Source organism: Sphingobium sp. FG58, assembly GCF_057809055.1.
The window spans coordinates 23,879-48,735 of sequence record NZ_JBMDJF010000002.1; the positions used below are offsets into that span (position 1 = coordinate 23,879).

General features: G+C 63.4%; 25 protein-coding genes and 1 tRNA gene. 12 read left to right on the plus strand and 14 right to left on the minus strand.

The window, feature by feature from the left end:
• The first annotated feature begins 97 nt into the window (after positions 1–97).
• Positions 98–1,576, plus strand: coding sequence for a DUF2142 domain-containing protein (locus ACODR8_RS02755; protein WP_489005858.1), 1,479 nt, complete (start codon positions 98–100; stop codon positions 1,574–1,576).
• Here the strand turns inward: ACODR8_RS02755 and ACODR8_RS02760 are convergent.
• The 4 genes from ACODR8_RS02760 to ACODR8_RS02775 are packed head-to-tail and all read right to left on the minus strand — an operon-like array spanning position 1,556 to position 5,315.
• Complete coding sequence (locus tag ACODR8_RS02760; RefSeq protein WP_489005859.1) at positions 1,556–2,191, minus strand: phosphatase PAP2 family protein; 636 nt, start codon at positions 2,189–2,191, stop codon at positions 1,556–1,558. The two genes, ACODR8_RS02755 and ACODR8_RS02760, sit on opposite strands and share 21 nt — an antisense overlap.
• Complete coding sequence (lpdA, locus tag ACODR8_RS02765; protein ID WP_489005860.1) at positions 2,169–3,584, minus strand: dihydrolipoyl dehydrogenase; 1,416 nt, start codon at positions 3,582–3,584, stop codon at positions 2,169–2,171. Before lpdA ends, ACODR8_RS02760 begins: the two co-directional genes overlap by 23 nt.
• A 22-nt stretch (positions 3,585–3,606) precedes the next feature.
• Positions 3,607–4,008: an acyl-CoA thioesterase gene (locus ACODR8_RS02770; protein WP_119747510.1), complete on the minus strand. Its 402-nt coding sequence runs from the start codon at positions 4,006–4,008 to the stop codon at positions 3,607–3,609.
• Positions 4,008–5,315: a pyruvate dehydrogenase complex dihydrolipoamide acetyltransferase gene (locus tag ACODR8_RS02775; protein ID WP_489005861.1), complete on the minus strand. Its 1,308-nt coding sequence runs from the start codon at positions 5,313–5,315 to the stop codon at positions 4,008–4,010. Before ACODR8_RS02775 ends, ACODR8_RS02770 begins: the two co-directional genes overlap by 1 nt.
• Before the next feature lie 185 nt (positions 5,316–5,500).
• On the opposite strand from ACODR8_RS02775, the gene ACODR8_RS02780 reads away from it, so the two are divergent.
• Positions 5,501–5,956, plus strand: a complete 456-nt coding sequence (locus ACODR8_RS02780; RefSeq protein ID WP_217672427.1) for a universal stress protein — start codon at positions 5,501–5,503, stop codon at positions 5,954–5,956.
• Positions 5,957–6,095: 139 nt separating this feature from the next.
• Here ACODR8_RS02780 and rnr read toward each other — a convergent pair whose 3' ends face one another.
• The 3 genes from rnr to ACODR8_RS02795 all read right to left on the minus strand — a co-directional run bounded on the left by rnr (position 6,096) and on the right by ACODR8_RS02795 (position 9,647).
• Positions 6,096–8,414: a ribonuclease R gene (gene rnr / locus ACODR8_RS02785; protein WP_489005862.1), complete on the minus strand. Its 2,319-nt coding sequence runs from the start codon at positions 8,412–8,414 to the stop codon at positions 6,096–6,098.
• A 302-nt stretch (positions 8,415–8,716) separates the two neighbouring features.
• Positions 8,717–9,370, minus strand: coding sequence for an MOSC domain-containing protein (locus ACODR8_RS02790; RefSeq protein ID WP_489005863.1), 654 nt, complete (start codon positions 9,368–9,370; stop codon positions 8,717–8,719).
• A 58-nt stretch (positions 9,371–9,428) separates the two neighbouring features.
• Positions 9,429–9,647 carry a hypervirulence associated TUDOR domain-containing protein gene (locus ACODR8_RS02795; RefSeq protein WP_217672253.1) on the minus strand — a complete coding sequence of 73 codons (219 nt, stop codon included), beginning with the start codon at positions 9,645–9,647 and terminating at the stop codon, positions 9,429–9,431.
• Positions 9,648–9,774: 127 nt separating this feature from the next.
• Between ACODR8_RS02795 and ACODR8_RS02800 the strand changes: the two genes are divergently transcribed.
• The 5 genes from ACODR8_RS02800 (at position 9,775) to ACODR8_RS02820 (ending at position 14,590) form a co-directional block, all read left to right on the plus strand.
• A complete protein-coding gene (locus ACODR8_RS02800) occupies positions 9,775–10,953 on the plus strand; it encodes a glycosyltransferase family 4 protein (RefSeq protein WP_489005864.1) in 1,179 nt (392 codons plus the stop codon).
• 28 nt (positions 10,954–10,981) lie between these two features.
• Positions 10,982–12,304 carry a replication-associated recombination protein A gene (locus ACODR8_RS02805; protein ID WP_489005865.1) on the plus strand — a complete coding sequence of 441 codons (1,323 nt, stop codon included), beginning with the start codon at positions 10,982–10,984 and terminating at the stop codon, positions 12,302–12,304.
• Positions 12,301–13,158: a hypothetical protein gene (locus ACODR8_RS02810; RefSeq protein WP_489006168.1), complete on the plus strand. Its 858-nt coding sequence runs from the start codon at positions 12,301–12,303 to the stop codon at positions 13,156–13,158. The genes ACODR8_RS02805 and ACODR8_RS02810 overlap by 4 nt, the downstream gene beginning before the upstream one ends.
• 28 nt (positions 13,159–13,186) lie before the next feature.
• Positions 13,187–13,261 (plus strand) — tRNA-Thr (locus tag ACODR8_RS02815).
• Between the two features lie 1,026 nt (positions 13,262–14,287).
• Positions 14,288–14,590: a glycine zipper 2TM domain-containing protein gene (locus ACODR8_RS02820; protein ID WP_006959876.1), complete on the plus strand. Its 303-nt coding sequence runs from the start codon at positions 14,288–14,290 to the stop codon at positions 14,588–14,590.
• 69 nt (positions 14,591–14,659) lie between these two features.
• Here ACODR8_RS02820 and ACODR8_RS02825 read toward each other — a convergent pair whose 3' ends face one another.
• Both ACODR8_RS02825 and ACODR8_RS02830 read right to left on the minus strand, forming a co-directional pair.
• A complete protein-coding gene (locus tag ACODR8_RS02825) occupies positions 14,660–14,941 on the minus strand; it encodes a hypothetical protein (protein WP_489006169.1) in 282 nt (93 codons plus the stop codon).
• 152 nt (positions 14,942–15,093) lie between these two features.
• Positions 15,094–15,501: an EVE domain-containing protein gene (locus tag ACODR8_RS02830; RefSeq protein WP_489005866.1), complete on the minus strand. Its 408-nt coding sequence runs from the start codon at positions 15,499–15,501 to the stop codon at positions 15,094–15,096.
• Between the two features lie 118 nt (positions 15,502–15,619).
• On the opposite strand from ACODR8_RS02830, the gene ACODR8_RS02835 reads away from it, so the two are divergent.
• Entirely contained in the window at positions 15,620–16,567 is a 948-nt protein-coding gene (locus ACODR8_RS02835) for an isopenicillin N synthase family dioxygenase (protein ID WP_489005867.1), read from the plus strand.
• Positions 16,568–16,657: 90 nt separating this feature from the next.
• Here ACODR8_RS02835 and ACODR8_RS02840 read toward each other — a convergent pair whose 3' ends face one another.
• Positions 16,658–17,041, minus strand: coding sequence for a dihydroneopterin aldolase (locus tag ACODR8_RS02840; protein WP_489005868.1), 384 nt, complete (start codon positions 17,039–17,041; stop codon positions 16,658–16,660).
• A gap of 134 nt (positions 17,042–17,175) precedes the next feature.
• Between ACODR8_RS02840 and ACODR8_RS02845 the strand changes: the two genes are divergently transcribed.
• From ACODR8_RS02845 to ACODR8_RS02860, 4 genes are read left to right on the plus strand one after another with little or no spacing between them, the layout of a single operon-like run.
• The gene (locus tag ACODR8_RS02845) at positions 17,176–17,688 is read left to right on the plus strand and encodes a GNAT family N-acetyltransferase (protein ID WP_489005869.1); all 513 of its coding nucleotides are present in this window, start codon (positions 17,176–17,178) and stop codon (positions 17,686–17,688) included.
• A gap of 44 nt (positions 17,689–17,732) precedes the next feature.
• Positions 17,733–18,299, plus strand: coding sequence for a DUF1285 domain-containing protein (locus ACODR8_RS02850; RefSeq protein ID WP_489005870.1), 567 nt, complete (start codon positions 17,733–17,735; stop codon positions 18,297–18,299).
• Positions 18,296–18,895 (plus strand): CoA pyrophosphatase, encoded by a 600-nt coding sequence (locus ACODR8_RS02855; protein WP_489005871.1) that lies wholly within the window; start codon positions 18,296–18,298, stop codon positions 18,893–18,895. The genes ACODR8_RS02850 and ACODR8_RS02855 overlap by 4 nt, the downstream gene beginning before the upstream one ends.
• Positions 18,892–20,103, plus strand: coding sequence for a CCA tRNA nucleotidyltransferase (locus ACODR8_RS02860; RefSeq protein WP_489005872.1), 1,212 nt, complete (start codon positions 18,892–18,894; stop codon positions 20,101–20,103). The genes ACODR8_RS02855 and ACODR8_RS02860 overlap by 4 nt, the downstream gene beginning before the upstream one ends.
• Here ACODR8_RS02860 and ACODR8_RS02865 read toward each other — a convergent pair.
• The 4 genes from ACODR8_RS02865 to ACODR8_RS02880 form a co-directional block, all read right to left on the minus strand.
• On the minus strand, positions 20,067–21,821 hold the full coding sequence (locus ACODR8_RS02865; protein WP_489005873.1) for a putative bifunctional diguanylate cyclase/phosphodiesterase: 1,755 nt from the start codon (positions 21,819–21,821) through the stop codon (positions 20,067–20,069). The genes ACODR8_RS02860 and ACODR8_RS02865 overlap by 37 nt on opposite strands.
• A gap of 68 nt (positions 21,822–21,889) precedes the next feature.
• On the minus strand, positions 21,890–24,217 hold the full coding sequence (gene parC, locus ACODR8_RS02870) for a DNA topoisomerase IV subunit A (RefSeq protein ID WP_489005874.1): 2,328 nt from the start codon (positions 24,215–24,217) through the stop codon (positions 21,890–21,892).
• Between the two features lie 66 nt (positions 24,218–24,283).
• On the minus strand, positions 24,284–24,577 hold the full coding sequence (locus ACODR8_RS02875) for a CcdB family protein (RefSeq protein ID WP_489005875.1): 294 nt from the start codon (positions 24,575–24,577) through the stop codon (positions 24,284–24,286).
• Positions 24,577–24,819, minus strand: coding sequence for a type II toxin-antitoxin system CcdA family antitoxin (locus ACODR8_RS02880; protein ID WP_489005876.1), 243 nt, complete (start codon positions 24,817–24,819; stop codon positions 24,577–24,579). The genes ACODR8_RS02875 and ACODR8_RS02880 overlap by 1 nt, the downstream gene beginning before the upstream one ends.
• Between the last annotated feature and the right edge of the window lie 38 nt (positions 24,820–24,857).

Sequence of the window (24,857 nt, forward strand, 5' to 3'; positions counted from 1 at the left end):
TGCAGTCACGCTGGGGCAAAATTTCTTTACAGGCGCGAAATGTTAAGGGCTGGCGGCCTATGGTCGGGCGGGAATGGACCAGAAGCACAGGGCGGTAATGCGGAACGAGCGGATTGGGATGGCGCGGGCGACGCGAGGCGACATGCTGTTCGCTGCGCCATGGTCCGCGCTCGAACGGCTGCTGCTGGCGGCGATCTGCGCCGCGACGCTGTTCTTTGCGGTGGTGACGCCGCCCTTTCAGGCGCCGGACGAAAACCAGCATTATATGAAGGCGCTGCTGCTGTTGGAAGGCGGCGTGCTGGCGACGCAGCATGGCGAGGCGATCGGGGCGCAATTGCCTCGCGCAGCGATCAACCTTCATGCAGTAGATTTCCCGACCGATGTGCCTGCCACTGTGCGCCGGTTCGACACCGCAATGCTGGCGCACAGTTGGAACGCGGATGCCTCGCGGCCCGGCACCGTCTTTGCCGAATTCCCCAATGTCGCCAGCTATGCGCCGACGCTTTATGCGCCGGGCGCGGCGGGGTTGCTGATCGGCGATGCGCTGGGCCTGCCGCGATTGGGCAGTTTCTATGTCGGGCGGATCGTCAATGCGCTTGTCGCGCTGGCCCTGCTGATCGCGGCGCTCCGGCTGTTGCCCTTTGGCCGGATGGCGATGCTGGGCGTCGCGCTGCTGCCAACCTTTGCTTATCAGATTGGCTCGCTCTCGCCCGATGCGGTGATCAATGGCATGGGCTTTCTGGGGCTGGCACTGGCGCTGCGCGTCGGGTTCATGGGGCAGGCGTCGGCGGGACTGTTCCTGGCCGCGTCGTTGCTGGCGTTAGCCAAGGGCGTCTATCTGCCTTTGACGGCGGCGGGCCTGCGCTGGCCGCAGCATCGGCGTGATATGCGGCCGTGGCTGATCCTGGGCGCGATGGCGCTGGGCGCGGCGGTGTTCATAGGCTGGATGAAATTTTCGGGCGGCAGTCAGGCGCTCTACCATATCATGTCGCGCAAGACCGGCGAGAGCGTGTTGACCGCGCCGCTGGCCGATCAATTGGCGGTGATCCTGAACGATCCGGTCGGCTATGTCCGCATCCTGACGTCCAGCGTGATCGAGCGCGCGCCGGTCTATGCGCTCCAGATCGTCGGGCGCTTTGGCTGGAACGCCATCCTGCTGCCGTTGATCGCCTATCCGCTGGCAGCCGTGATGCTGGGCGCAGCTGTGCTGAGCGGAGCGGAGGCGCGTTTTGGTGCAGCGCAGCGACTCTGGTGGCTGGCTGTCGCAGGCGGGGTCGCGCTGCTGATCGAAACCGCCATGTATCTGACCGGCACGCCGCCGGGCGCGGATTTCATCCAGGGGACGCAGGGGCGCTATTTCCTGCCTGTCCTGCCGCTGATACTGCTTGCGCTATCCCCCGACCGGGCGGTGCGTGGCGCACGGGCAGCGCTTGCCACCTCCGCGCTGCTCCTCCTGCTGATCGCAGCAGCCAGCGCCTATGACAGTTTCTGGGTCCATGGCTTCATCACCAGCGACGGGATGCCGCCGCATGACAGCCTGACGCGCGCGTTGCTGCTACCCTCGCCGCGCTGGTAGCCAGACGCGGCACAAAGCGAGCCAACCCAACCCTTCGATCCATCCGGCGGTCACGTCGCTCGGCCAATGCACGCCCAGCCAGACACGGCTGGCCCCGATCAGCGCGATCATCACGCCCGCGGCCCAATAGGCGCTACGCCGTCCTGCCAGCATCGCCAGCGCACCGAACATCATCATATTGCCCGCCGCATGGCCGCTGGGAAAGCTGTAGCTGTGGACGATGTCGAGATGCGGCAGCAGGTCCGGGCGCGGCGCGGCGAAGATCTGCTTGAGGATCAGGTTCAGCGCGGTCCCGCCCGCCATCATCAGCGCCAGCCAGAGCGCGTCGGCGCGGCGGTGCCGCCACAGCAGCGCAGGCAGGACCAGCGCCAAAATCGCAAGCCTGCCGATCGTGTCGCCGATCGCCGTCGCCAGCCGCATCACCGGCGTCAATTGCTGGCCGATCCCGCTATCGCGCGCCGTCCCAGCCCAGCCCATCAGCCCGACATTCAGGCCATCCAACCACCCCGCCCGCTGCATCAGCGCAACGCCCAAGACGCAAAAAAGCGCGAGAGCCAAAGCCCCCGCGCCTTTCAGCAGTGATGTACGCCGATCAGATATGGAGCGCACGGCCATAGGCCGCCAGTACGCTTTCATGCATCGATTCCGAAATGGTCGGATGCGGGAATACCGTGTGCATCAATTCCGCCTCGGTCGTCTCCAGCGTCTTGCCGATGGTATAACCCTGGATCATCTCGGTCACTTCCGCGCCGATCATGTGTGCGCCCAACAGTTCGCCGGTCTTGGCGTCGAACACCGTCTTGGTGAAGCCTTCGGATTCGCCCAACGCGATCGCCTTGCCATTGCCGATGAAGGGGAACATGCCGACCTTCACATCGTAACCGGCTTCCTTCGCCTTCGCCTCGGTCAGGCCGACGCTGGCGATCTGCGGGTGGCAGTAGGTGCAACCGGGAATGTTGCGCACGTCCATGGCGTGGGGATGGACATCCGTGTTGCCCAGCGCCTGCGCGATCGCCTCGGCGACGATGACGCCTTCATGGCTCGCCTTATGCGCCAGCCATGGCGGCGCGGTGACGTCGCCGATCGCCCACATGCCGTCGACATTGGTGCGGCCATAGGCGTCGGTCTTGATGTGGTAGCGCTGGTCGGGTTCGATCCCGACATCTTCCAGACCCAGATTTTCGACGTTGGGGACGATGCCGATGGCGACGATGACATGGCTATAGTCGGCCTCGATCGCCTTGCCTGCCTTGTCCTTGATGGTCGCGGTCACGCCCTTGTCGCCGGTCGCGATCTTCTCGATCTTCGCGCCGGTCAGCACGGTCATGCCCTGCTTCTTGACCGCCTTTTCGAGGAAGGCGGACACGTCTGCATCCTCGACGGGAACGATGCGGTCCATCATCTCGACCACAGTCACGTCCGCGCCCATGTCATTATAGAAGCTGGCAAATTCGATGCCGATCGCGCCGGAGCCGATGACCAGCAGCTTGGTCGGCATTTCGGGCGGCGTCATCGCGTGGCGATAGGTCCACACCCGCTTGCCGTCGGCCTTGAGCTGCGGCAGGTCGCGGGCGCGCGCGCCGGTGGCGATGATGATATGCTTGGCGGTCAGTTCCTCGACCTTGCCATCCTTGGTGACGGTCAGCTTGCCTTTGCCGGTCAGCTTGCCATCGCCCATATGGACGGTGATCTTGTTCTTCTTCATCAGGCCGGTAACGCCCTGATTAAGCTGCTTGGCAACGCCGCGCGAGCGCTTCACCACCGCTTCAATGTCGGCGGTGATATTGTCGGCGGCCAGGCCATAATCCTTGGCGTGCTGCATATAGTGGAAAATCTCGGCCGAACGCAGCAGTGCCTTGGTCGGGATGCAGCCCCAGTTGAGGCAGATGCCGCCCAGATTTTCGCGCTCGACAACGGCGGTTTTCAGGCCAAGCTGCGCGGCGCGGATCGCGGCGACATAGCCGCCGGGGCCGGAGCCAAGGACGATGAGATCGTAGGTATCAGCCATGGGTCACACTCGCTTCTTATGATTAGGCTTCCGCGATTGGCGGAACGGAACGGGGCTGGCGATCCTCTCCGATCGCTACGAAAGTAAAGGTCGCCTGGGTCACGCGATAGGAACGGTCGTCATGACGGGCGCGCCGCCAGGCTTCGACCATGATCTTCATCGACGTGGAGCCGACCGACGCCAGGCTGGCAAACACCGACACTTCATCGCCGACAATGACCGGGCGCAGGAACGTCATCCCCTCGACCGCGATCGTCACCGCCCTGCCTTTTGAATGACGGGCGGCGACTGATCCAGCTGCCGAATCCATCAGGCTCATCAACCAGCCGCCGAAAATATCCCCATGGGGATTGGTATCGGCGGGCATGGCGATGACGCGCACCGCCGGACTATATTCCGGCGGCTGCTCGTCGATCAGCGCCATCAGGCCAGCATACCGATCGGGTTTTCGATCAGTTCCTTGAACGCCTTCATCAGGCGCGCGCCGTCAGCGCCGTCAATGGCGCGATGGTCGAAGCTGCCGGTCGCCGACATGACGGTGGCGATCTGGAGGCTGTCGTCGATGACATAGGGCCGCTTTTCGCCCGCACCGATCGCCATGATCATGGCCTGGGGCGGATTGATGACCGCCTCAAACTGCTTGATGCCGAACATGCCCATGTTGGAGAGCGACGCGGTGCCGCCCTGATATTCATTGGGCGACAATTTGCCCGCCTTGGCGCGATCGGCCATATCCTTCATCTCGGTCGAGATAGCGGCAACGCCCTTGGCATCCGCGCCGGTCACGATCGGGGTGATGAGGCCACCGGGGATCGACACGGCGACGCTGATGTCGGCGCGCTTGAATTGCAGCATCTGGTCGCCCGCGAACTGGACGTTACATTCGGGGACTTCGATCAGCGCGACACCCAGCGCCTTGATCAGCAGGTCGTTGACCGACAGCTTGACCTTGCGGCTGGCGAGACCCGCATTCAATTCGCCACGCAGCTTGAGCAGCTTGTCGAGCTGAATGTCGACGGTCAGGTAGATGTGCGGCACCTGCTGCTTGGATTCAGTCAGGCGGCGCGCGATCGTCTTGCGCATACCGCTCAATTTGACGACGTCGTGCGGGATGCCGAAATCCTGCGCGCCGCTGGCGGCGGCGGGTGCCGGGGCTGCTGCGGGTGCCTTGGCTGCGGGCGCGGCGACAGGTGCGGGCGCAGCGGCTGGCGCGGCGACGCCTTCCTTTGCGCCGTCCAGGTCGCCCTTGACGATCCGACCGTTGGGACCGGTGCCGGAAACAGCGGCCAGATCGATGCCCTTGGCCTGCGCCAGACGGCGGGCGAGCGGGCTGGCCTTGACGCGGGCGTCGGCGGAGGCTGGCGCAGCGGGGACCGCGTCTGCCTTCGGCGCGGCAGCGGCGGGGGCTGCGGCCTCTGCCTTGGCGGGAACGGCGTCGGCCTTGGGCGCGGGCTTGCCGCCACTGGCAGCGGCAGTCGCGACATCCTCGCCCTCTTCGGCGATAATGGCGATGACGGTGCCGACCTTCACGCCTTCGGAGCCTTCGGACACCAGGATCTTGGCGACGATGCCTTCATCGACAGCTTCAAATTCCATTGTCGCCTTGTCGGTTTCGATTTCCGCCAGCAGATCGCCGGACGATACCGTATCCCCTTCCTTAACCAGCCATTTGGCCAGCGTCCCTTCCTCCATGGTCGGGGACAAAGCGGGCATCTGGATCGTCTTGCTCATGCGTTCGGGGCCTCTTCTTATCTGTACGGCACGCGCCAATGGCTGCCCGTTTTCACCCATTCGCCGGATCGGTCAAGCGAGCGCTTGCGGAAGGGGCAAATATGGCCCACATTTCACCGCACTGGTTAGTTGGACCGGCAATGACCCCCGGCGGGGCCATAAAAGCGACGCGGGGGCGATGGAAAGTGCGGACATATCTGGTTGTCGTGGACGAATCGCCGGAAGCGGAAACCGCGCTGCGTTTTGCCGCGCGGCGGGCAGCCCAGACGGGCGGCGCGGTCCGCATCCTGGCCCTGATTCCGCCTGCCGAGTTCGTCCAGTGGGGCGGCGTGCAGGCGACCATGGAGGATGAGGCGCTGCAACGCGCCGAAGCGCTGGTGACCAGCGCTGCGGGGACGCTGACCGACGAGTCCGGCATCCGCCCCAGCATCACTGTGCGGCAGGGCGATGCGGTGACCGTGGTGCGCCGGACGCTGGACGAGATGGACGATGTCGCCGCGCTGGTGCTGGGTGCCGCGGCCAGCGGGCCACCCGGCGCGCTGGTGTCGCATTTTGCCGGGGCCGATGCGGGGCGGATGCCCTGCCCGATCATGATCATTCCTGGCGCGCTGGACGCTGAGGCGATTGATCGGTTGAGTTGAGTCTATTGATTGATCCTCCCCTGCAAGGGGAGGTGGCGGGCGCAGCCCGACGGAGGGGGGAGGCGTATCAACGCCGTGCGGGTGGATGGCCCCCTCCACCACTTCGTGGTCCCCCTCCCCGTGCCGGGGAGGATCGAGGTTAGCGCTTATGCTTGCCCCGCTTGCTTCCGATATGGCGCACATTGGTCGGCCGTCCGCGATGGCTGCCCGGACGAGTGCGGTCGCGTTTGATCGGGCCGCCACGTGAGGGAGGCGTGTCGGGCAATTCGAAGCGCAGCGCGCCGTTGATCGGATCGGCCTCCGCCAGTCGCAATTCCAGCCGCTGGCCTACGGTATAGCGATCGCCGCTTTCCACGCCTTCCAGCGCCCTTCCTGCCTCATCGTAGAAAAAGCGTTCGCGGCCCATGGTCGATACCGGGACCAGCCCGTCGCCGCCCAGTTCCTCGACCGTGGCGAAGAAGCCGAAATTCTGGACGCCGGTGATCCGTGCCTTCACGATTTCGCCGACATGGGCAGAGAGGAAAGCGGCGACGTAGCGGTCGACCGTATCGCGTTCCGCCTCCATGGCGCGGCGCTCGAACTGGCTGATCATTTCGCCGACACGGCCCATATTCTCATAATCCTCGACACTCAGCGAGGATTTGGCCGGGATGGTGCCGCCCTTGGGCGCGGGCAGTTCCAGGCCATGGGCGCCGACCAGCGCGCGATGGACCAGCAGATCGGCATAGCGGCGAATGGGTGAGGTGAAATGGCCGTAGGAGCCGAGCGCCAGGCCGAAATGGCCCATATTGACCGGGCTGTAATAGGCCTGGGTCTGGCTGCGCAGGATTTGCTCCATGATCAGCGGCTTTTCCTCCGCTTCCCCTACCCGCTTGATCAGATGGTTGAAGGTCGCGGGGCGAATGACCTGACCGAGAGCGAAGTCGATGTCGAAGGTCGCGAGATAATCTTTGAGCGCGACCAGCTTGTCACGACTGGGCGGTTCGTGGACGCGGTACATGACCGGGGCCTTTTTCTGCTCCAGCGCCTTGGCCGCTGCCACATTGGCGGCGATCATATAATCTTCGATCAGCATATGGGCGTCGAGCCGTTCGCGCACCGCGACGCTGACGATCTTGCCCCATTCGTCCAGCACCACACGCCGTTCGGGCAGGTCGAGCGCCAGCGGCTCACGCTTTTCCCGCGCCTTGTGCAGCAGCGCCCAGCAGGCCCAGAGCGGCCTCAGCGCAATGTCGAGCATCGGGTGATCGGCCTTGCCGTCGATCGCAGCTTGCGCATCTTCATAGGCCAGCACGGCGGCGACGCGGATGATGGCGCGGGAGAAGCGCCATGACGTCACCTTGCCAGCGGCGTTGATGACGAGGTGGCAGGCCATCGCCGCGCGGTCCTGCCCGGCGCGGAGCGAACACATGTCGGAGGACAGCTGGTGCGGCAGCATCGGCACGACGAGGTCGGGGAAATAGACGCTGTTGCCGCGCTTGCGGGCTTCGCGGTCCAGCGCACTGCCGGGGCGGACATAGTAGCTGACGTCGGCGATGGCGACGATGGCGCGGAAGCCGCCGGGGTTGCCCTCATCCTCGTCCGGGGTCGCCCAGACCGCATCGTCATGGTCGCGGGCGTCCACCGGGTCGATCGCGACGATCGGCAGATGACGCAGATCCTCGCGCTTTTCGGCATGGAGGGGGAGGGCGGAGGCGGTGACGGCTTCCTCTTCCACCGCGTCGGGAAAGACGTGGGGGATGCCATGTTTGTGGATGGCGATCATGCTGAAGCTGCGGGGGGCGAAGGGGTCGCCGAGAATGTCGGTGACGCGGGCGCTGATCCGGGGCGGGCGGCCAGTCGGCTCGGCCAGCACCAGATCGCCCTTTTTGGCCGAACCAAGATCGCTGATCGGCGTGTCCTTGCGGATTCGCTTGTCGACCGGGCGTAACCACAGCTTGCCGTCGGCCATTTCCTCGACCACGCCCAGCAGCATTTCGGTTGCCTTGGGCAGCTTCTTCATCGGATGGGCGATCCAGCCCTTCCCGGCTTCCTCGGTGCGGGCGAGGATGCGGTCGCCAACAGTCAGCGCGCCGCGTTTGCCGCGCTCGACGATGCGCAGGCGGGGCGCGGGCTGGCCTTCGGCTTCCCACCGTTCGGGGGTGGCGATCAGGGTGGTGTCGTCGACATCGATGATGCGCAGCACCGTGACCTTGGGTACGCCGCCCAGCTTGTGGAAAGCGCGGGCGGGGCCGAGGTCGATCAAGCCTTCGTCGGCCATATCCTTCAGCAAAGCCTTGAGCGCGATCTTTTCCTGGCCCTTGAGGCCGAACGCCCTGGCGATTTCACGCTTGCCCGCTGGCTGGTCGGACGTGGTGATGAAATCCATGATTTCGTTGCGGGTCGGGAAACCGGCGGGGCGCACTTTGTCGCGGGCGGGGCGCTTGGGGGCGGGCGCCTTTTTGTCGTTGGATGTCATAGGACAGCTATAGGGGGCGCGCCAGCGCTGCGCCAGAGGGATGGCAGAGAGGCAGAATGTTGGAAATGCGAGGCTTAACTTCGCATATTTCCCGGTAAATGCGATATTTTCGGTCCTTGGTGAGTAATAATAATATAAGATGCACTTGTGCGGATTTACGCGGGAAAGAGCCGGGTGGCGGTATAGCAGGATGGGGGTTTGTAGGACAGAGAACGGCGCGCCGTTCCGTTCCCCCTCTTCCAACTTCGCCTAGGCGGCACGCCGCCAAGGCTTCATATCCTTCTCCCCCAAGGGGAGAAGGGCTAGGGGGCGAGCCTGCGGGCGCGGTCGCGCCAGGCTTCGGCCAGGACCGGGGTGTTGGCGAGGGTGCGGACGGCGGACGGGTCGCTTTTATGACCGCCGCCGATCAGCAGGCGAAAGACGCGGGCGATGCTCCAGTCAGGGAGCGGGCGGTCGATCAGGGTCATGGCGGTGCCTGCCTGCGCCTCCCCCTGCTGGATCACGCGGAAATAGAGGCCGCTGCGCGCGGTTTTCACGATGGTCGCCATGACGTCGCGGGCGGCGAAGCGGTGGTCGAGTTTCCAGCAGGGCTGGCGGCCATGGCTGACCTCCACGATCGCGCTGCCCAAGGTGAAGCGATCGCCCAGGCAAATCTGATCCTCGGTCATCCCGCGCGAGGCGATATTTTCGCCAAAGGCGCCGGGCGCGTCGAGCAAGGGCTGACCGGGTTTGCGATCGCGCCACCAGTCATAATGATCCTGCGGGTAGAGATGGATCGCCTTGTCCCAGCCGCCATGGTGGATCGGGTCGGCGACCTGATTACCGACGAAGCCGTCCCATGTGATCTGCACCGGGCCGGTGACAGGCGTTTTGGCGATGGCGCTATAGTCGCCGTCGCGAAAGGGGACGGGCGTGCCGACAAGCAGCGCGTCGATGGTCATGAAGGGCGTGTCCATGCCCCGTCATGCCATGGCTCCGCCGACGATGCGAGAGGCCGGCTGCAAGCCAGTGGCGTCAGGCGGTGTGGATTTCGGAACTGAGTTTCAGCACCTGTGCGCCATTATCGGCGTGGATCAGATAGGCGGGATTGGCGGGCGATCCGTTGCGGCGAACAGGCACGCCTTCGATATGGCGCTCGACGGGACGGTCGAACCGTTCCGCTATATGTCCCCGGCCGACGCCCTGCCCCCAATTCCATCTGACTCGCGCACCTTTACGGAATGTCTGCGGCATCGGGGCATCCTCTATCCCTTGGGCGCAACCGCGTCAGCCGGTGTCCCAATCCTAACTAAGGGCATAATTCCCAAAGGCTTACCCGGTTCCCTTGGGTTTTCACATTTCTTGGGCTAAGGGGGCTGCGATGGATGCTAGCGGCCTTCGCATTGCCCTGTTCAGCGGCAATTATAATTATGTGCGCGATGGGGCCAATCAGGCGCTCAATCGCTTTGTCGGCTATTTGCTGCGGCAGGGCGCGGCGGTGCGGGTCTATTCGCCCACCACCGATACGCCGGCCTTCGCGCCCGCAGGCGACCTGATCAGCACGCCGTCCGTGCCGGTGCCGGGCCGCAAGGAATATCGGATTCCCTATGCGATGTCGGCCAGGGTTCGCCGCGATCTCAAGGCGTTCGCGCCCAATCTGATCCACCTGTCCAGCCCCGATCCGCTAGGCCATCGTGCGCTCAGCTGGGCGCGGCAGAATGATTTGCCGACGGTTGCTTCGGTGCATACGCGGTTCGAGACTTACCCGCGTTACTATGGCCTCGCCTTTCTGGAGCCGGTGATCGAGGGGATATTGCGCCGCTTCTATCGCCGCTGCGACGCGATCGTTGCGCCGTCCGAATCGATGGCCCAACTGCTGCGCGAACAGCGGATGAGTTATGATGTCGGCATCTGGACGCGCGGCATAGACCGGGAGATTTTCAATCCGGGTCGCCGCGATCTCGATTGGCGGCGGTCCATCGGCATCCATGATGACATGCCCGCCATCGGCTTTATCGGTCGGCTGGTGATGGAAAAGGGGCTGGACGTGTTTTCCGATACGATCGACCAGCTTGCGACGCGCCAGGTGGCGCACAAGGTGCTGGTGGTGGGCGAAGGGCCGGCGCGCGAATGGTTCCAGAACCGCCTGCCCGGCGCGATCTTCACCGGTTTCCAGCAGGGGCATGATCTGGGCCGCGCGGTCGCCAGCATGGACATGCTTTTCAACCCGTCGGTGACCGAGACGTTCGGCAATGTCACGCTGGAGGCGATGGCGTGCGGCGTGCCGACTGTTGCGGCGCGGGCCACAGGCAGCGAAAGCCTGTTGAGCGATCGGGTGACCGGGCGGCTGATCCGCCCCGGCGCGATCGGAGCCTTTGCCGATGCCTTGCAGGATTATTGCCTGGACTGCGATGCGCGCGGACAGGCGGGCGCGGCGGCGCAGACGCGGGCGGAGCGCAACGGGTGGGATCAGGTCAATCAGGCGCTGGTCGACACCTATTTACGGATCATCCGCCAGCGTGAGCAGGGCATGATGCCGCGATCCAGCCCGGTTCCCTGAGCGCGCATTCATCCCTATATCACCAGGCATGGCCGACCTTTTCGCTTCCGATGACGCCCTGACCGGCACTGACGCCGTCAGCGATACCGCGCCGCTGGCCGACCGCTTGCGTCCACGCAGCTTGGCGGAGGTTGTCGGGCAGGAGCATCTGACCGGGCCGGAGGGGGCGATCGGGCGGATGGTGGCGGCGGGGCGACTGTCCTCCATCATATTGTGGGGACCGCCCGGCACCGGCAAGACCACGACCGCGCGCCTTTTGGCCGATGCGGTGGGGATGCGGTTTGAGCCGATTTCGGCAGTGTTTTCCGGCGTTGCGGACCTGAAGAAAGTCTTTGCCGCCGCCAAGGAACATGGGCGTCGGGGCGACAAGACCCTCTTGTTCGTGGACGAAATCCATCGCTTCAACCGGGCGCAGCAGGACGGATTTCTGCCGTTCGTTGAAAATGGCACGGTGACGCTGGTTGGCGCGACCACCGAAAATCCGAGTTTCGAGCTGAATGCGGCGTTGCTGTCGCGGGCGCAGGTGTTGATCCTGCGAAGGCTGGATGCGGGGGCGCTGGAGCAGTTGCTGGACCGGGCCGAAGCCGTGACGGGGCGTCCCCTGCCGCTGGATGCAGACGCGCGCGAGGCGCTGGTGGCGAGTGCGGATGGCGACGGGCGCTTTTTGCTCAATCAGGTCGAGACGCTCTATGCGATCGACATTGCAGAGCCGCTCGATCCGGCGGGGCTGTCCGCCCTGCTCCACCGCCGCGTCGCGGTATATGACAAGGATCGGGAGGGGCATTATAATCTCATCTCCGCGCTGCATAAGTCGCTGCGCGGGTCGGACCCGCAGGCCGCGCTTTATTATATGGCGCGGATGCTGGTGGCAGGCGAACAGCCGCTTTATGTGCTGCGGCGGCTGGTGCGCTTTGCTGCCGAGGATATTGGTCTCGCCGACCCGCAGGCGCTGGTCCAGTGTCTGGCGGCCAAGGAGGCTTACGACTTTCTGGGCAGTCCCGAAGGCGAAGTGGCGATCGTGCAGGCCTGCCTCTATTGCGCGACCGCGCCCAAATCCAACGCTGCCTATATGGCGATGAAGGCGTCGTTCAAATCGGCGCGCGACACCGGATCGCTGATGCCGCCGCAGAATATATTGAACGCGCCGACCAAGCTGATGAAGGATGTCGGCTATGGCAAAGGCTATCAATATGATCATGACGCGGCGGACGGCTTTTCCGGCGCGAATTACTGGCCGGACGAGATGACGCCGCAGACCTTCTATGCGCCGACCGACCGGGGCTATGAGGCGCGGATCGCCGAGCGGATTGCCTATTGGCAGCGGTTGCGGGCGGAGCGCGGCGCAGGGTGACGCCCGGCTTCACGCGCTTTGTCGCTATCGACTGGTCGGGCGCTAAGGGCGCGCGGCATAAGGGGATTGCGGTCGCACTGTGCGAGGCGGGGAGCGCGGTGCCGCGGCTGGTGGAGGCGCCGGGCGGGGTCTGGTCGCGGACCGGCGTGGCCGATTGGCTGGTGGGAGTAGCGGGCGAGGCCCCTACCCTGTTCGGGTTCGATTTCAGCTTTGCGCCGCCCTTTGTGGCGCGGGGCGGCTATCTGCCGGGTGACGTCGTGCCGGACAATGGGCCGGACTTCTGGGCCTATGTCGATGCCGTATGCGAGGATGCTGACCTGGGTGCGGCGAGCCTGCTGGAGGTGGCGCACCGGCGGCATTTCTACTTCGGCAAGGCGGACGGGGTGAAGGCCGACTATATGCATAATCGCGCGTGCGAGGCGCATTATCTGGCGGGTGGCGGGGGCAAGCCGTCGACCGTCTATGACGCGATCGGCGCGGCGCAGGTGGCCAAGGCGAGCTTTGCCGGGATGCGATTGCTGCACCGAGTACGTGGAGATGTGCCGGTATGGCCGTTCGATCCCTTGCCCGCGCACGGATCGCTGATCGTGGAAATTTACACCAGCCTTGCCGCGTCAGCGGCCGGACGGGCGAAGGGACGAGCCAAGATGCGCGATTCTGTGGCGCTGAACGATGCGCTGGAGAGGATCGGGTCGCAGCGGCATGAGGGCGCAATGCCCGACGATCATGGCGCGGACGCGATTGTGACGGCGGCGTGGATGCGGGCGGTAGCGGGGCAGGATGCGCTGTGGACGCCAGCCCCGCTCGATCGACAAATTGCTGTAACGGAGGGCTGGACGTTCGGCGTCATCTGATAGTAAGGGCGTGTCGCCTGACTGGTGCGCCGGATTAGCACAGTGGTAGTGCAGCGGTTTTGTAAACCGAAGGTCGCGGGTTCAAATCCTGCATCCGGCACCAGTTGGCGTGATGTTCTGATAATTGGAGCGTCATAGCTCCAGCCTGGGCGATGTTGAAACATCTGGTGAGCCAGCGCTTCATTGTTGGCACAACACCCCTCCACCACTTCGTGGTCGCCTTCCCCTGACGGGGATCGTTGCGAAACTTTATGACCTTACAAAACCGCGTCATTCCCGCGCAGGCGAGACACGTCAGTGCGCCGAAGGCAATCCATCTCCCACCATATCGCCTTGATTTTAAGTACGGAGATGGATCCCCGCCTGCGCGGGGATGACGGAGAAATCTATAAACTGCGAATTTCGCAACGATCCCCATCAAGGGGAGGAATTGGTCGCGTCCAGCCCTCTCATGTCAGCGCCAGGCTCCAAACGCAAAATGGGGGCCGACATTGCTGTCGGTCCCCACTGCCGTCGGGTCATGCGATCCGCTTCTCTGGCGAGAGGCGATCATCGGCCCGGCGTTGTCCTGGCACCGGCCTGAAAGGCTGTTTGCCAAAGACTGCTCCAGATCGGGCCAAGGGCAGCCGATCCGGCTCTGGTCCTCCAATATCCGATGCCCGACGTTCACTTTCGCGCGTACCCGGCAGCGGTCTTTTTGGACCGATCCGTTGGTTGATGTCGTCCTTGCGAACGGCGCCTTCCAGCGGACCTTCAGGACAGCATTAAATTCCTGTTTTACCAGGGATTTCTGGAAATGGATCGCTCCGTTTCCTACTGTTCCGATAGAGGGATGCTCTCACCAAAAGCGAGTCGCGCAAAGCGGAATCGGCAGTGGGGCGTATCAGGACTGTCACAAAGCTGTGGATAACTTTTGGCGGTCGTCAAAGTGATGGATTCCAGCCCGACCGCGCGAGGATGAACATCCCAATTCCGGCTTGCATCGCCCGTTCGTCCCTGCCCGGCGTGCATTCGTCTCAAAATTTAGTGTATTATAAACAACGACTTATCTCGTTGTGACAGGTTCATGCAACCTCAGCCAAAGTGCAGGGGTTCAAGCGTCAAATCAACGCAAATGGAGGAGATACTCATGCGTAAAGCCCTACTCGCCCTGGCCGCCGTCTCGCTGGCCGTTCCGCTGTCCATGGCCGTGCCGACCGATGGCGCACAGGCGCGCAAGGATTATCGGTACAAGGAATGGCGCGGTCGCGATGGCCGGACCTATTGCCGCAAGTCCAATGGCACGACCGGTTTGATCGTTGGTGCTGCAGGTGGCGCACTGCTGGGCCGCGCGATCGATACCCGCGGCGAACGCACGACCGGTACGATTCTGGGTGCTGTCGGCGGTGGTCTGCTCGGCAAGGAAGTCGACAGCAAGCGTCGCTGCCGCTAACCCGGCCCAACAAAAAAAGGCCGCTTCCCGTCGGAAGCGGCCTTTTTAATGGCTTGAAAGGCGTGACGCTCAGTTCGAGGCAGCGCCGCGCGCTTCGTCAACCTTGAACGTGACAGGCTGACCGCCCGAAACGCCGGAAACCTTGCCATTCTTGACCGAGAGGTTGAAGGCAACCGCATCGGGGAAACGACGGCCGGAAATCACCTTGCCCGACTTGGTATCCTTGACGTCATAGACGTAGGTATAGCCTTCGTGGGTGAAGCGCTGCTTGGCGGCTTCTTCAGCCTGGGCAGGGGCTACGAGGGCAACAAAAGCGCCAAGGGCGCTGGCGGCAACAAACTTGGACAGCATTCGCATGGGTAAACTCCTTGTGAATGCCGATCAAACACCTCTGTAATATTCTTATTCTGTTGAGGCGCTTCTATGTCGCAGCGCAGCAAAGCGACAATCGCAAAAAGCGCCGGAACAGTTGCGCAGAACGCAACCGGAACGATTCTTATGCCTTAAGCCTTTGATAGCGCGACAATATGATCAAACTCAGCCTTTGACACCGGTGACACGGACAGGCGTGATTGGCGCAGCATGACCATGCCAGCCAGGGCCGGATCGGCCTTCATCGTCTTGAGCGTGACCGGTTTGGCGAGCTTTTCGCGGGCATGGACATGGACCGCAATCCATTTGCCGCTATCGTCCGTGCTGTCGGGGGCCGCTTCCTCGACAATTTCCATGATGCCCACGGCCTCTACCCCGATATTGCTGTGGTAGAAGAGCGCCAGGTCGCCCCGGCGCATCGCCTTCATATTGATCTGGGCGGTGTGATTGCGCACGCCGTCCCATTCCGCCTTCCCCTTGGCGACCAGGTCGTCATAGGAAAAAACGTCGGGTTCCGATTTCATCAGCCAATAGTTCATTTTGCCTCCTTGCATCACCGCTTCGCCGCGATCAAGGATGGGAATATCGGTGCGCGTTCCCTATGTTGCGCGCCCTGCCCCCGATGTTTTCGGACCCAAGTTTTTGGAGAAGTGCAAAGTGTCGCAATCGGTGCTGGATCAGGTGCCCGTCCTGTCGATGGCGGAGTTGAGCAAGGCGGATTTCGCGCAAGGGTTCGGCGAATCCTTCCAGCGATTCGGCTTCGCGATGGTGCGCGATCATGGCATGGACCCGGCGCTGATCGACGCGGGATGGACGCTGGCCCGCGACTTTTTCGCCCTGCCTGAAGCCGCCAAGCGCGCCTATGATGCCAAATATAATGGCGGCCAGCGCGGCTATACCGCGTTCGGCACCGAAATCGCCAAGGGCGCGAGCGAGAATGACCTGAAGGAATTTTGGCATGTCGGGCGCGATCTGCCGCCGGGCGATCCGCTGGCCGAGACGATGCCGCCCAATGTCTGGCCCGACGAATTGCCTGCTTTCCACCCCGTCTTTTCCAAACTCTATGCCGAGTTCGACCGGGTCGGCGCGGAATTGCTGTCGGCGATCGCGCTCTATCTGGGGCTGGAGGAACGCTGGTTCGACGGGCCGATCGACCGGGGCAATTCCATCCTGCGATTGCTCCATTATCCGCCGGTGTCGCCAGAAGCGCCGGGCATCCGCGCTGGCGCACATGAGGATATCAACCTGATCACCCTGTTGCTGGGGGCCGAGGAAGGCGGGCTGGAACTCAAGGACCGCAACGGCAACTGGCTGCCGGTGGTGCCGCCGCCCGGCGCGCTGGCAATCAATGTCGGGGACATGCTCCAGCGGCTGACCAACCATATGCTGCCATCGACCAGCCACCGCGTGGTCAATCCGCCGCCGGAGCGACGCGGCCATTCGCGCTATTCGATGCCCTTCTTCCTGCATCTGCGCCCCGACGTGATGATCGACGCGCTGCCGCAATGTGTGAGCGACGCCAATCCGCGCCGCGACCCGCCGATCAGCGCGCATGATTACCTGACCGAACGGCTGATCGAGATCGGGCTGATCAAGAAGGGGTGAATTGCGTGCTCCCGCGAAGGCGGGAGCATAGTTGAAGCCCCGGAACTGGACTCCCGCCTTCGCGGGAGCACATTCCGTCATTTGGAGCCGTTATTTCCGGCTGCGGCCAAGCGTGATGCCGATTTCCTCGCCACGTTCGGACAGGGCCAGTTTGACGATCTTCACTTCGACATGGGTCACATTGTCGCCATGAAGGAAGATGGTGTCGATGATATGGTCCGCCACCGCCTCTATCAGGGTGAAATGGACCCCGTCGGGCAAGGCGGTCGAGGCCGCATGTTTGAGGTCCATGTAATTTTTGGACTGCGTCAGCGGCGTCGCAGGATCATAATGATCGGCGATCGTCAGCCGCGCGCGGATGGAGATGCGCAGCGGCTGGGGGAGATGCGTCTCCTCCGAATAAATGCCGGTCAGCACATCGACATGGAGGTTATTGACCTCCAGCGTCAAAAAATCGTCAAATCCAGTCTGCATGGCCCGCCATATCCGGCCCTTTCCTGCTGTCAGGCGGGGCCAGTTTAGTCTTTCATTTTGCGATGCGGGCGGTAAAGCCCGCCGCTCCCGGCGCGGTCCATGCGCCATTGATGGCGGATCGGCAAGACGTGTCTATGATTGTCCCTCTTGAAAGCCAGCGGCCAGACGCAATCGAGCGGCTGCTCGACGATGCGTTCGGGACGGATCGGCATGGACGGACGGCCTATCTGATTCGCGGGACGGTCGCGTGGATTCCCGCGCTGTCCTTTGCGGTGGTGGACGATGACGGTGCGCTGATCGGATCGCTGCAAAGCTGGCCGGTGGCGTTGACGCAGGATGACGGAACGCAGCGTCCCTATATCATGGTCGGCCCGGTGGCGGTCGATCCGGCGCATCAGGGCGGTGGCCATGGCCGGGCGATGATGGACGCCGTCGTCGCCGCTGCAAAGGCGCAGGGGACCGCGCCGCTGATGATGATCGGCGACCCGGAATATTATGGCCGCTTCTGGGGCTTTAGCGCCGACGATACCGGCGGATGGCGCGCGCCTGGCCCAGTCGAGCAACGGCGGTTGCTGGCGCTGTCGGTCGATGGTCGCAGCGTTGGTGGCACGGGGATGCTTGGCCCCGATATTCGCGTCACCGCCTGATTCCCCCTTTGCCATCAGGGCGCAGCGATCCTATCTGCTAGGCCATGCCGATGGACCCATTGCCCGACCTGGCCGACCTGTCGCTGAGCGACATTGCGCGTCTGCTTGCCGAAAAAAAACTGCCGCCGGTGGAGAAATGGAACCCGGCCCATTGCGGCGACAGCGAGATGCGGATCGCGCGCGACGGCACATGGTTTCATCAGGGATCCCCGATCGGGCGCGAGGCGATGGTGCGGCTGTTTTCCACCATATTGCGGCGCGAGCCGGACGGCAGCTATGTGCTGGTCACCCCGGTCGAGAAGCTGAGTATCGCGGTCGAGGATGCGCCGTTCGTGGCGGTCGAACTCAAGAGCGAGGGCGAAGGGCGCGAACGGGCGCTGGCGTTTAGGCTGAATACCGGCGACCTGATCGCGGCTGGGCCGGACAATGCGCTGCTGATCCGTGAGACGGCGGACGGGCCGCATCCCTATCTGCATGTCCGCGCCGGACTGGAGGCGCTGGTCGTGCGCAGCGTCTATTATGAGCTGATGAATCTGGCGCTGGACGAAGGGGCCGAGCGGATCGGCCTGTGGAGCAATGGCGCCTTCTTCCCGCTGGACGGCGCGGCATGACCCTGGCGGAGCGGCTGCGCGCCGCGCTGGCCGAGGGGCATAGCCGCGATGGCGTATTTCTGCCGTCCGACACGCGCGATCCGCGCATCGACGGGGATATTGCACTGTCACCCGCCGCCGTGCTGGTGGCGATTACCGACCGGGCAGAACCGGGGCTGATCCTGACGCAGCGGTCGGAACGGCTGCGCAAACATGCCGGGCAGATCGCCTTTCCCGGCGGGCGGGTCGATGCGAGCGATGCCGACGAGATTGCAGGCGCGCTGCGCGAGGCGGAGGAGGAGATCGGCCTGCCGCCGCATCTGGCGCAGGTGATCGGCACGTCCGACCGTTATCATACCTTCACCGGATTCGACATCGTGCCGGTGCTGGCGGTGATCCCGCCCGACCTGCCGCTGCGGCCGCAGGAAAGCGAGGTGGCGGACTGGTTCGAACTGCCGCTCGCCTATGCGCTGGACCCGGCCAACCGGACGCAACATACCGTCGAATTTGAAGGGGCGGTGCGGCACTATTATGAGATTATGTGGCAGGAACGGCGGATATGGGGCGTGACCGCCGCGATCCTGGCGAACCTGTCGCGCAGGCTGGGGGCGGCATGAGCGTGCTCTTGCCCGATGCGCCATGGCGGCATCGTCCGGGGCTTGATGACTTGCTGGTGGCGCTGGATGCGGCAGGCAGCAAGGCGCGCTTCGTCGGCGGGGCGGTGCGCGACGGGTTGCTGGGGTTGCCGGTCAACGACCTGGACATTGCGACGACGCTGGACCCGCATGATGTGGTCGACCGGCTGAAGGCTGCGGGGATCAAGGCGGTGCCGACGGGGATAGAGCATGGCACGATCACCGCCGTGATTGCGGGCTGGCCGGTAGAGATCACGACGCTGCGCCGTGACGTCAGCACGGATGGGCGGCGCGCGATCATCGCCTATACCGACGACTGGCGCGAGGATGCGGCGCGGCGGGACTTTACGATCAACGCGCTCTATGCCGATCCGCTGAGCGGGGAAATTACCGACTTTTTCGGCGGGATTGCTGATCTGGAAGCACGGCGGTTGCGCTTCATCGGCGATGCTGACGCGCGGATTGCCGAGGATCATCTGCGCATATTGCGCTATTTCCGCTTTCTGGCGCGCTATGGCGACGATGAACTGGACAATGTCGCCTATGCAGCCTGTGTCGCGGCAGCCAACAGCCTGATGGCGCTGTCGCGTGAGCGGATTGCCGATGAGCTGCTGAAATTGCTGGGGGTGGCGGCACCGATCCATGCGCTGCGGCTGATGGTGGATGGCGGGATATTATTGCCGGTCCTGCCCGAAGTGGATGGCGCGGGGATCGACCGGCTGGCGCGGTTGATGGCGCGCGAGGAAGCGGCAGGCGTCGCGCCATCGGCGCTGCGGCGGCTGGCGGCTCTGTTGCCGCCAGATGCGGCGCGGGCCGATCTGGTGGGGGCGCGGCTCAAATTGTCGAACAAGGCGCGCAAGCGGCTGACGATCGCGCTGGAGGCTGGATTGGGCGATGCGCCTTTACGAGCGCTGGCGTGGCATATCGGGGTTGAGGGGGCGATCGACCGGTTGTTGCTGGATGGTGATGCGGACCTGTCGGGCGTGGCTGCATTGGCCGACTGGACCCCGCCCAAATTGCCGATTAGCGGTGGCGCGCTGATCGCGCGGGGGCTGGCGCCTGGCCCCGATGTCGCCAAGGCATTGAATATCGTGCAGGATATGTGGGTAACGGAGGGATTCCCGGATGCCGCGCGGGTTAGCGCGATCGCCGATCAGACGGTTTCGAAATTCCAGCGGGCGCGCCAATAGTCGAAGGCGTCCTGTTCCGCCATCGGCTTGGCGAAATGATAGCCCTGCCCCTGCCAGCATCCCATTTGCTGGAGCGCATGGGCGAGTTCCTGCGTCTCTATCCCTTCGGCCGTGACCTTGAGATTGAGCGATTCGGCGAGCGAGAGGATGGTGCGGACGATGACCGTCTTGTCGCGATCCTCCAGCATGGACGACACGAAACTGCGGTCGATCTTCAATATGTCGATCGGCAGGCTGTGCAGGCTGGCGAGGTTGGAGAAGCCGGTGCCGAAATCGTCCATCGCGATCGACATATGTAAATCCTTGAGCGCGAACAGCAATTTGCGCGCCTTGTCGGGATCGGCGATGATCGCGCTTTCGGTGACTTCGGCGGTCAGGCGACGGCCTGCTATCCCCGAATAGCGCAGCGCTTCCTCAAACATGGAGGCAACGTCATCGCGCGCCATCTGGATCGGCGAGAGGTTGACGTTGACGCCGACGGGCATGGGCTGGCCGAATTTGGCGTCCCAGCGCGATAGCGCCTGCGCCGCTTCATAGGCGGCCCAGCGGCCCAGCGGGGTGATGAGGCCGCTTTCCTCAGCCACGGCGATGAATTCGACCGGGGAGACGTTGCCCAGTTCCTCGTCATCCCAACGGGCGAGCGCCTCGAACCCGGTAATCTCGCCAGTCTGGAGGTGGATGAGCGGTTGATAGGCCAGCGACAGGCCGCCCTGGGCCAGTGCGTCGCGCAGCCGGCTTTCGATCGAAAAGCGACGCTGCGCTTCCTTGAGGACGCCGTTACGGTAGATTTCCACCTTGCCGCTGCGCTTGGCGATCTTGACCGCGGCCTGCGCCTTGCGGACGATATCGTCGGGGTCATCGCTCAGGCTGGTCGACAGGGCGCAGCCGATCGCGCAGTCGACCCGGATTTGCAGATCGCTCAGCCGAATCGGCGAACTGAGCGCTTCCTTGATCCGCTGGACGATATGCAGTGCGTCGGACAAGCCATTGTTGAGGCGCGCAAATATCGCAAAATCATTGCCGCCGATCCGCGCCAGCACATCGCCCTGCCGCAGGCTGGACTTCAGCCGCTTGGCGACTGTGATCAGCAATTCATCGCCCGCCATTGGGCCGAGCGATTCATTGACCCGGCTGAACCGGCTAAGGTCGATGGCGATGATGCCAAACTGGGCGCTGTCGGGCCAGATCGTGTTGGTGATCCGGTCGTCAATCTCTTCACCAAAGCCCGTGCGGTTGGGCAGCGCGGTCAGGCCGTCGGACAGCAGCTCGCGGCGCAGATTTTTTTCGATCGTGCGTTCGCTGGTGCGGTCGGTCGCGGTGAACAGATAAAGTTCGGGGTGATCCGAATCAGCCGGGAGGCGGCCGATGGTACACATGAAATATTCCGGCCCCAGCTTCCCATCACGGCGGATTTCGAAACTGTCGGCGGTCTGATTCGAATGGATGAATTTCAGGATGCGATCGCGCCATGTCGTCGCGGACGGCGTGATGGCACCGTCCTTTTCCTGATGCTGGCGAAAGGCTTGCAGAAAACGCTCATTGCCTTCGACCAGCGATAATATGCTGTCATCATGCGATAAAATTGCGGCCGCCTGCGACAGGGCGGCCAGCCATTGGGTCGGCGCTACGACGAACGATGGATGCGCGCCCGCATCCCCTGACGAGGGGTCACTGCTGGTCTTGCCGACTGGCCAGTTGCGCACCGAAATGGATTCCATGCGTTGGCCATATCGGGAAGCGGTAAATTTTCAGGAAACGATGCGGCAGTCGTTGTAAAAAATGGTCATTAAAAACGATTGTCGCGCGGGAAGCCGGTGGGCGGCATCCGTCCTGCTGCCCCGCGAGCCACTTTCCACGGCGTCATGTCCGATTCGGTGCGGGTCCGGCCGGTTTCACCACCCATGGTCCAGCTGAGGCCATCGGACAGGCGAAAAGCGATCGCGTCGGACAGGCCGCCGTCGCGATAACGCTGCATCTGCACCCCCTGCCCGCGCGCCATGCGCGGCATTTCATCGAGCGCAAAGACGAGCAATTTGCGATTCTCGCCGATCACCGCGACGCTGTCCGCGCCCGGCGCGACCGGGCGGATGACGGCGAGCTTCGCGCCGGTGCGGATGTTGACGACCTGACGTCCTTTACGGGTCTCGGCCATGATCTCCGCCACCGCCGCGATGAAGCCGCGTCCGTCGGAGGAGGCGAGCAACAGGTCCGTGCCAGAGCGCGCGGGCATGAAAGCGACGATCGTGCCTTCATTGTCCATGTCGACCAGCGAACGCACCGGATCGCCAAAGCCGCGTCCGCCCGGCAGCTTGTCCGACCCCAGCGTGTAGATGCGGCCGGTGGAGGTGGCGAGCAGCAGCTTGTCGGTGGTGTAGGCGTGGAAGGCAAATTGCGGACCATCGCCTTCCTTGAATTTCAGCGTATCGGCGGCAGCAAGATCGCGGTGACCGCTCATCGCCCTGATCCAGCCGCGTTCGGAGAGGATGACGGTGATCGGTTCGCGCTCGATCATCGCCTCCAGCGGGATTTCCCGCGCGGGTCCGGCTTCCTCGACCAGGGTGCGGCGATGGCCAAGGACAGTATCCGGGCCGTAGCGCTTGCGCAGCGCGGCGATGTCGCGCTTCAGCTTGGCGCGCTGGCGTTGCGGGCTTTCGACCAGCTTTTGCAGATCGTCCCGCTCCGCCACCAGATCGGCATGTTCGCGGCGCAACTCCATCTCTTCCAACTTGCGCAGCGAACGCAGCCGCATGTTGAGAATGGCTTCGGCCTGCCGGTCGGTCAGGGCAAATTCGTCCATCATCACCAGCTTCGGCTCATCCTCTGTACGGATGATCTCGATCACCCGGTCCAGGTTGAGATAGGCGATGATATAGCCGTCGAGCAGTTCGAGCCGGTCGGCGATCTTGGCGAGGCGATGCTGCGCGCGGCGGACCAGCACGTCGATCTGATGCTTGAGCCATTCGACCAGCACGGCGCGCAGCCCCAGCACGCGCGGCGTATGGGTGGCGTCCAGCACGTTCAGATTGAGCGGGAAGCGGTTTTCCAGATCGGTCAGCCGGTAGAGACTGTCTTTCAGCACCTGCGGATCGACATTGCGGGTCTTGGGCGTGATGACGATGCGGATCGTCTCATCGCTTTCGTCGCGGACATCCTCCAGGATCGGCAGCTTCTTGTCGTTGATGATGGCGGCAATCTGCTCGATCAGCTTGCCCTTCTGCACCTGATAGGGGATTTCGCTGACGACCAGTTGCCAGGTGCCGCCGCTCAATTTCTCGATGCCGGTCGGTTCCCAGACGCCCTGATCGTCCTTGCCGGTCGAAAAGCGCGCACGGGTGCGAAACGCGCCGCGCCCGGTGGCATAGGCTTCGGCGATGATCGCCGGGCTATCCACCAGCACGCCGCCGGTCGGGAAGTCCGGCCCCTTCACCACGGCCATCAGCGCGGCATGATCCGTATCGGGATTGTCGATCAGCAAGCCTGCTGCGTCGAGGATTTCTGTGACATTATGTGGCGGGATGCTGGTCGCCATGCCGACTGCAATGCCGCTGGCGCCATTGGCGAGGAGATTGGGGAAGAGGCCGGGGAAAATCTCCGGCTCTTCATCCTCGCCATTATAGGTCGGGCGGAAATCGACCGTGCCTTCGTCCAGCCCCGCCATCAGATCCGCAGCGGGCTGGGTCAGGCGCGCTTCGGTGTAGCGCATGGCGGCCGCATTATCGCCATCGATATTGCCGAAATTGCCCTGCCCGTCGACCAAAGGCGTGCGCAGGACGAAATCCTGCGCCAGCCGCACCATCGCGTCATAGACGCTGCTGTCGCCATGGGGGTGATATTTGCCGATGACATCGCCCACGACGCGGGCGCATTTCTTGTAACTGGTGCCGTTGCGGGCCGGGTTGGCGACCAGCACGTCGGGCGATGCGCCGGACGGTTCCATCTTGAGCAATCGCATCGCCCAGAGCAGGCGGCGATGCACGGGTTTCAGCCCGTCGCGCAGATCCGGCAGCGACCGCGCCGTGATGGTGGACAGCGCATAGACGAGATAGCGTTGCGACAGCGCAGCGTCGAACGGATGGTCCTTGATACTGTCGAAGGGATCGCGAAAATCGGTCATTACAGGCGGGATAGCAGCACGGGGACGAAACGGAAACGGAGATTTGGCCGGGATCGGACGGGCGCGTTAAAATCCCACCAGCAGCATGTCGAGCGCGGCGGCGATGGCATCCTGATGACGATCAAGCGAAAGGAGACGCTTGCTCAGCAATTTCACCGGCACGGATGCGGCCATGTGCGTCGCCATAACATAAGCACGTCCATCAATCTCGAATTGTGGATGCAATCGACGGATTGGTGCTGGAATCTTCTCAGGCGGAATGAGAGGCACGACAAAGCGCCTGTCGAGATAATCCAGAAGGTCCGCCTGACAATCGACAACCAGTGTATCGTTCAAGTTGTAAACGTCGAACCGCGCCATCAGAATTGCCGATATTTGTCGAGCGGCGAACCATGCTCCTGATGATAGGCATTCCAGGCTGCGATCGCCTCCTTATTCTCCTCCTGCCAGCGTCGTCCGCGTTCGGCGGCGATTTCCTTGCGCAGCGCATCTTCGCATGTGCGTGACAGATTGATTCCCAAATCCCGCGCATCCGCAACCAGCCCTGTGTCCAGCGACAGGTTGGTTGCCTTGCGCGTCCCGATCCGTTCATGCTTGGTCACAACCGACTCCTGCATATCATATGCGCATGAACATACGC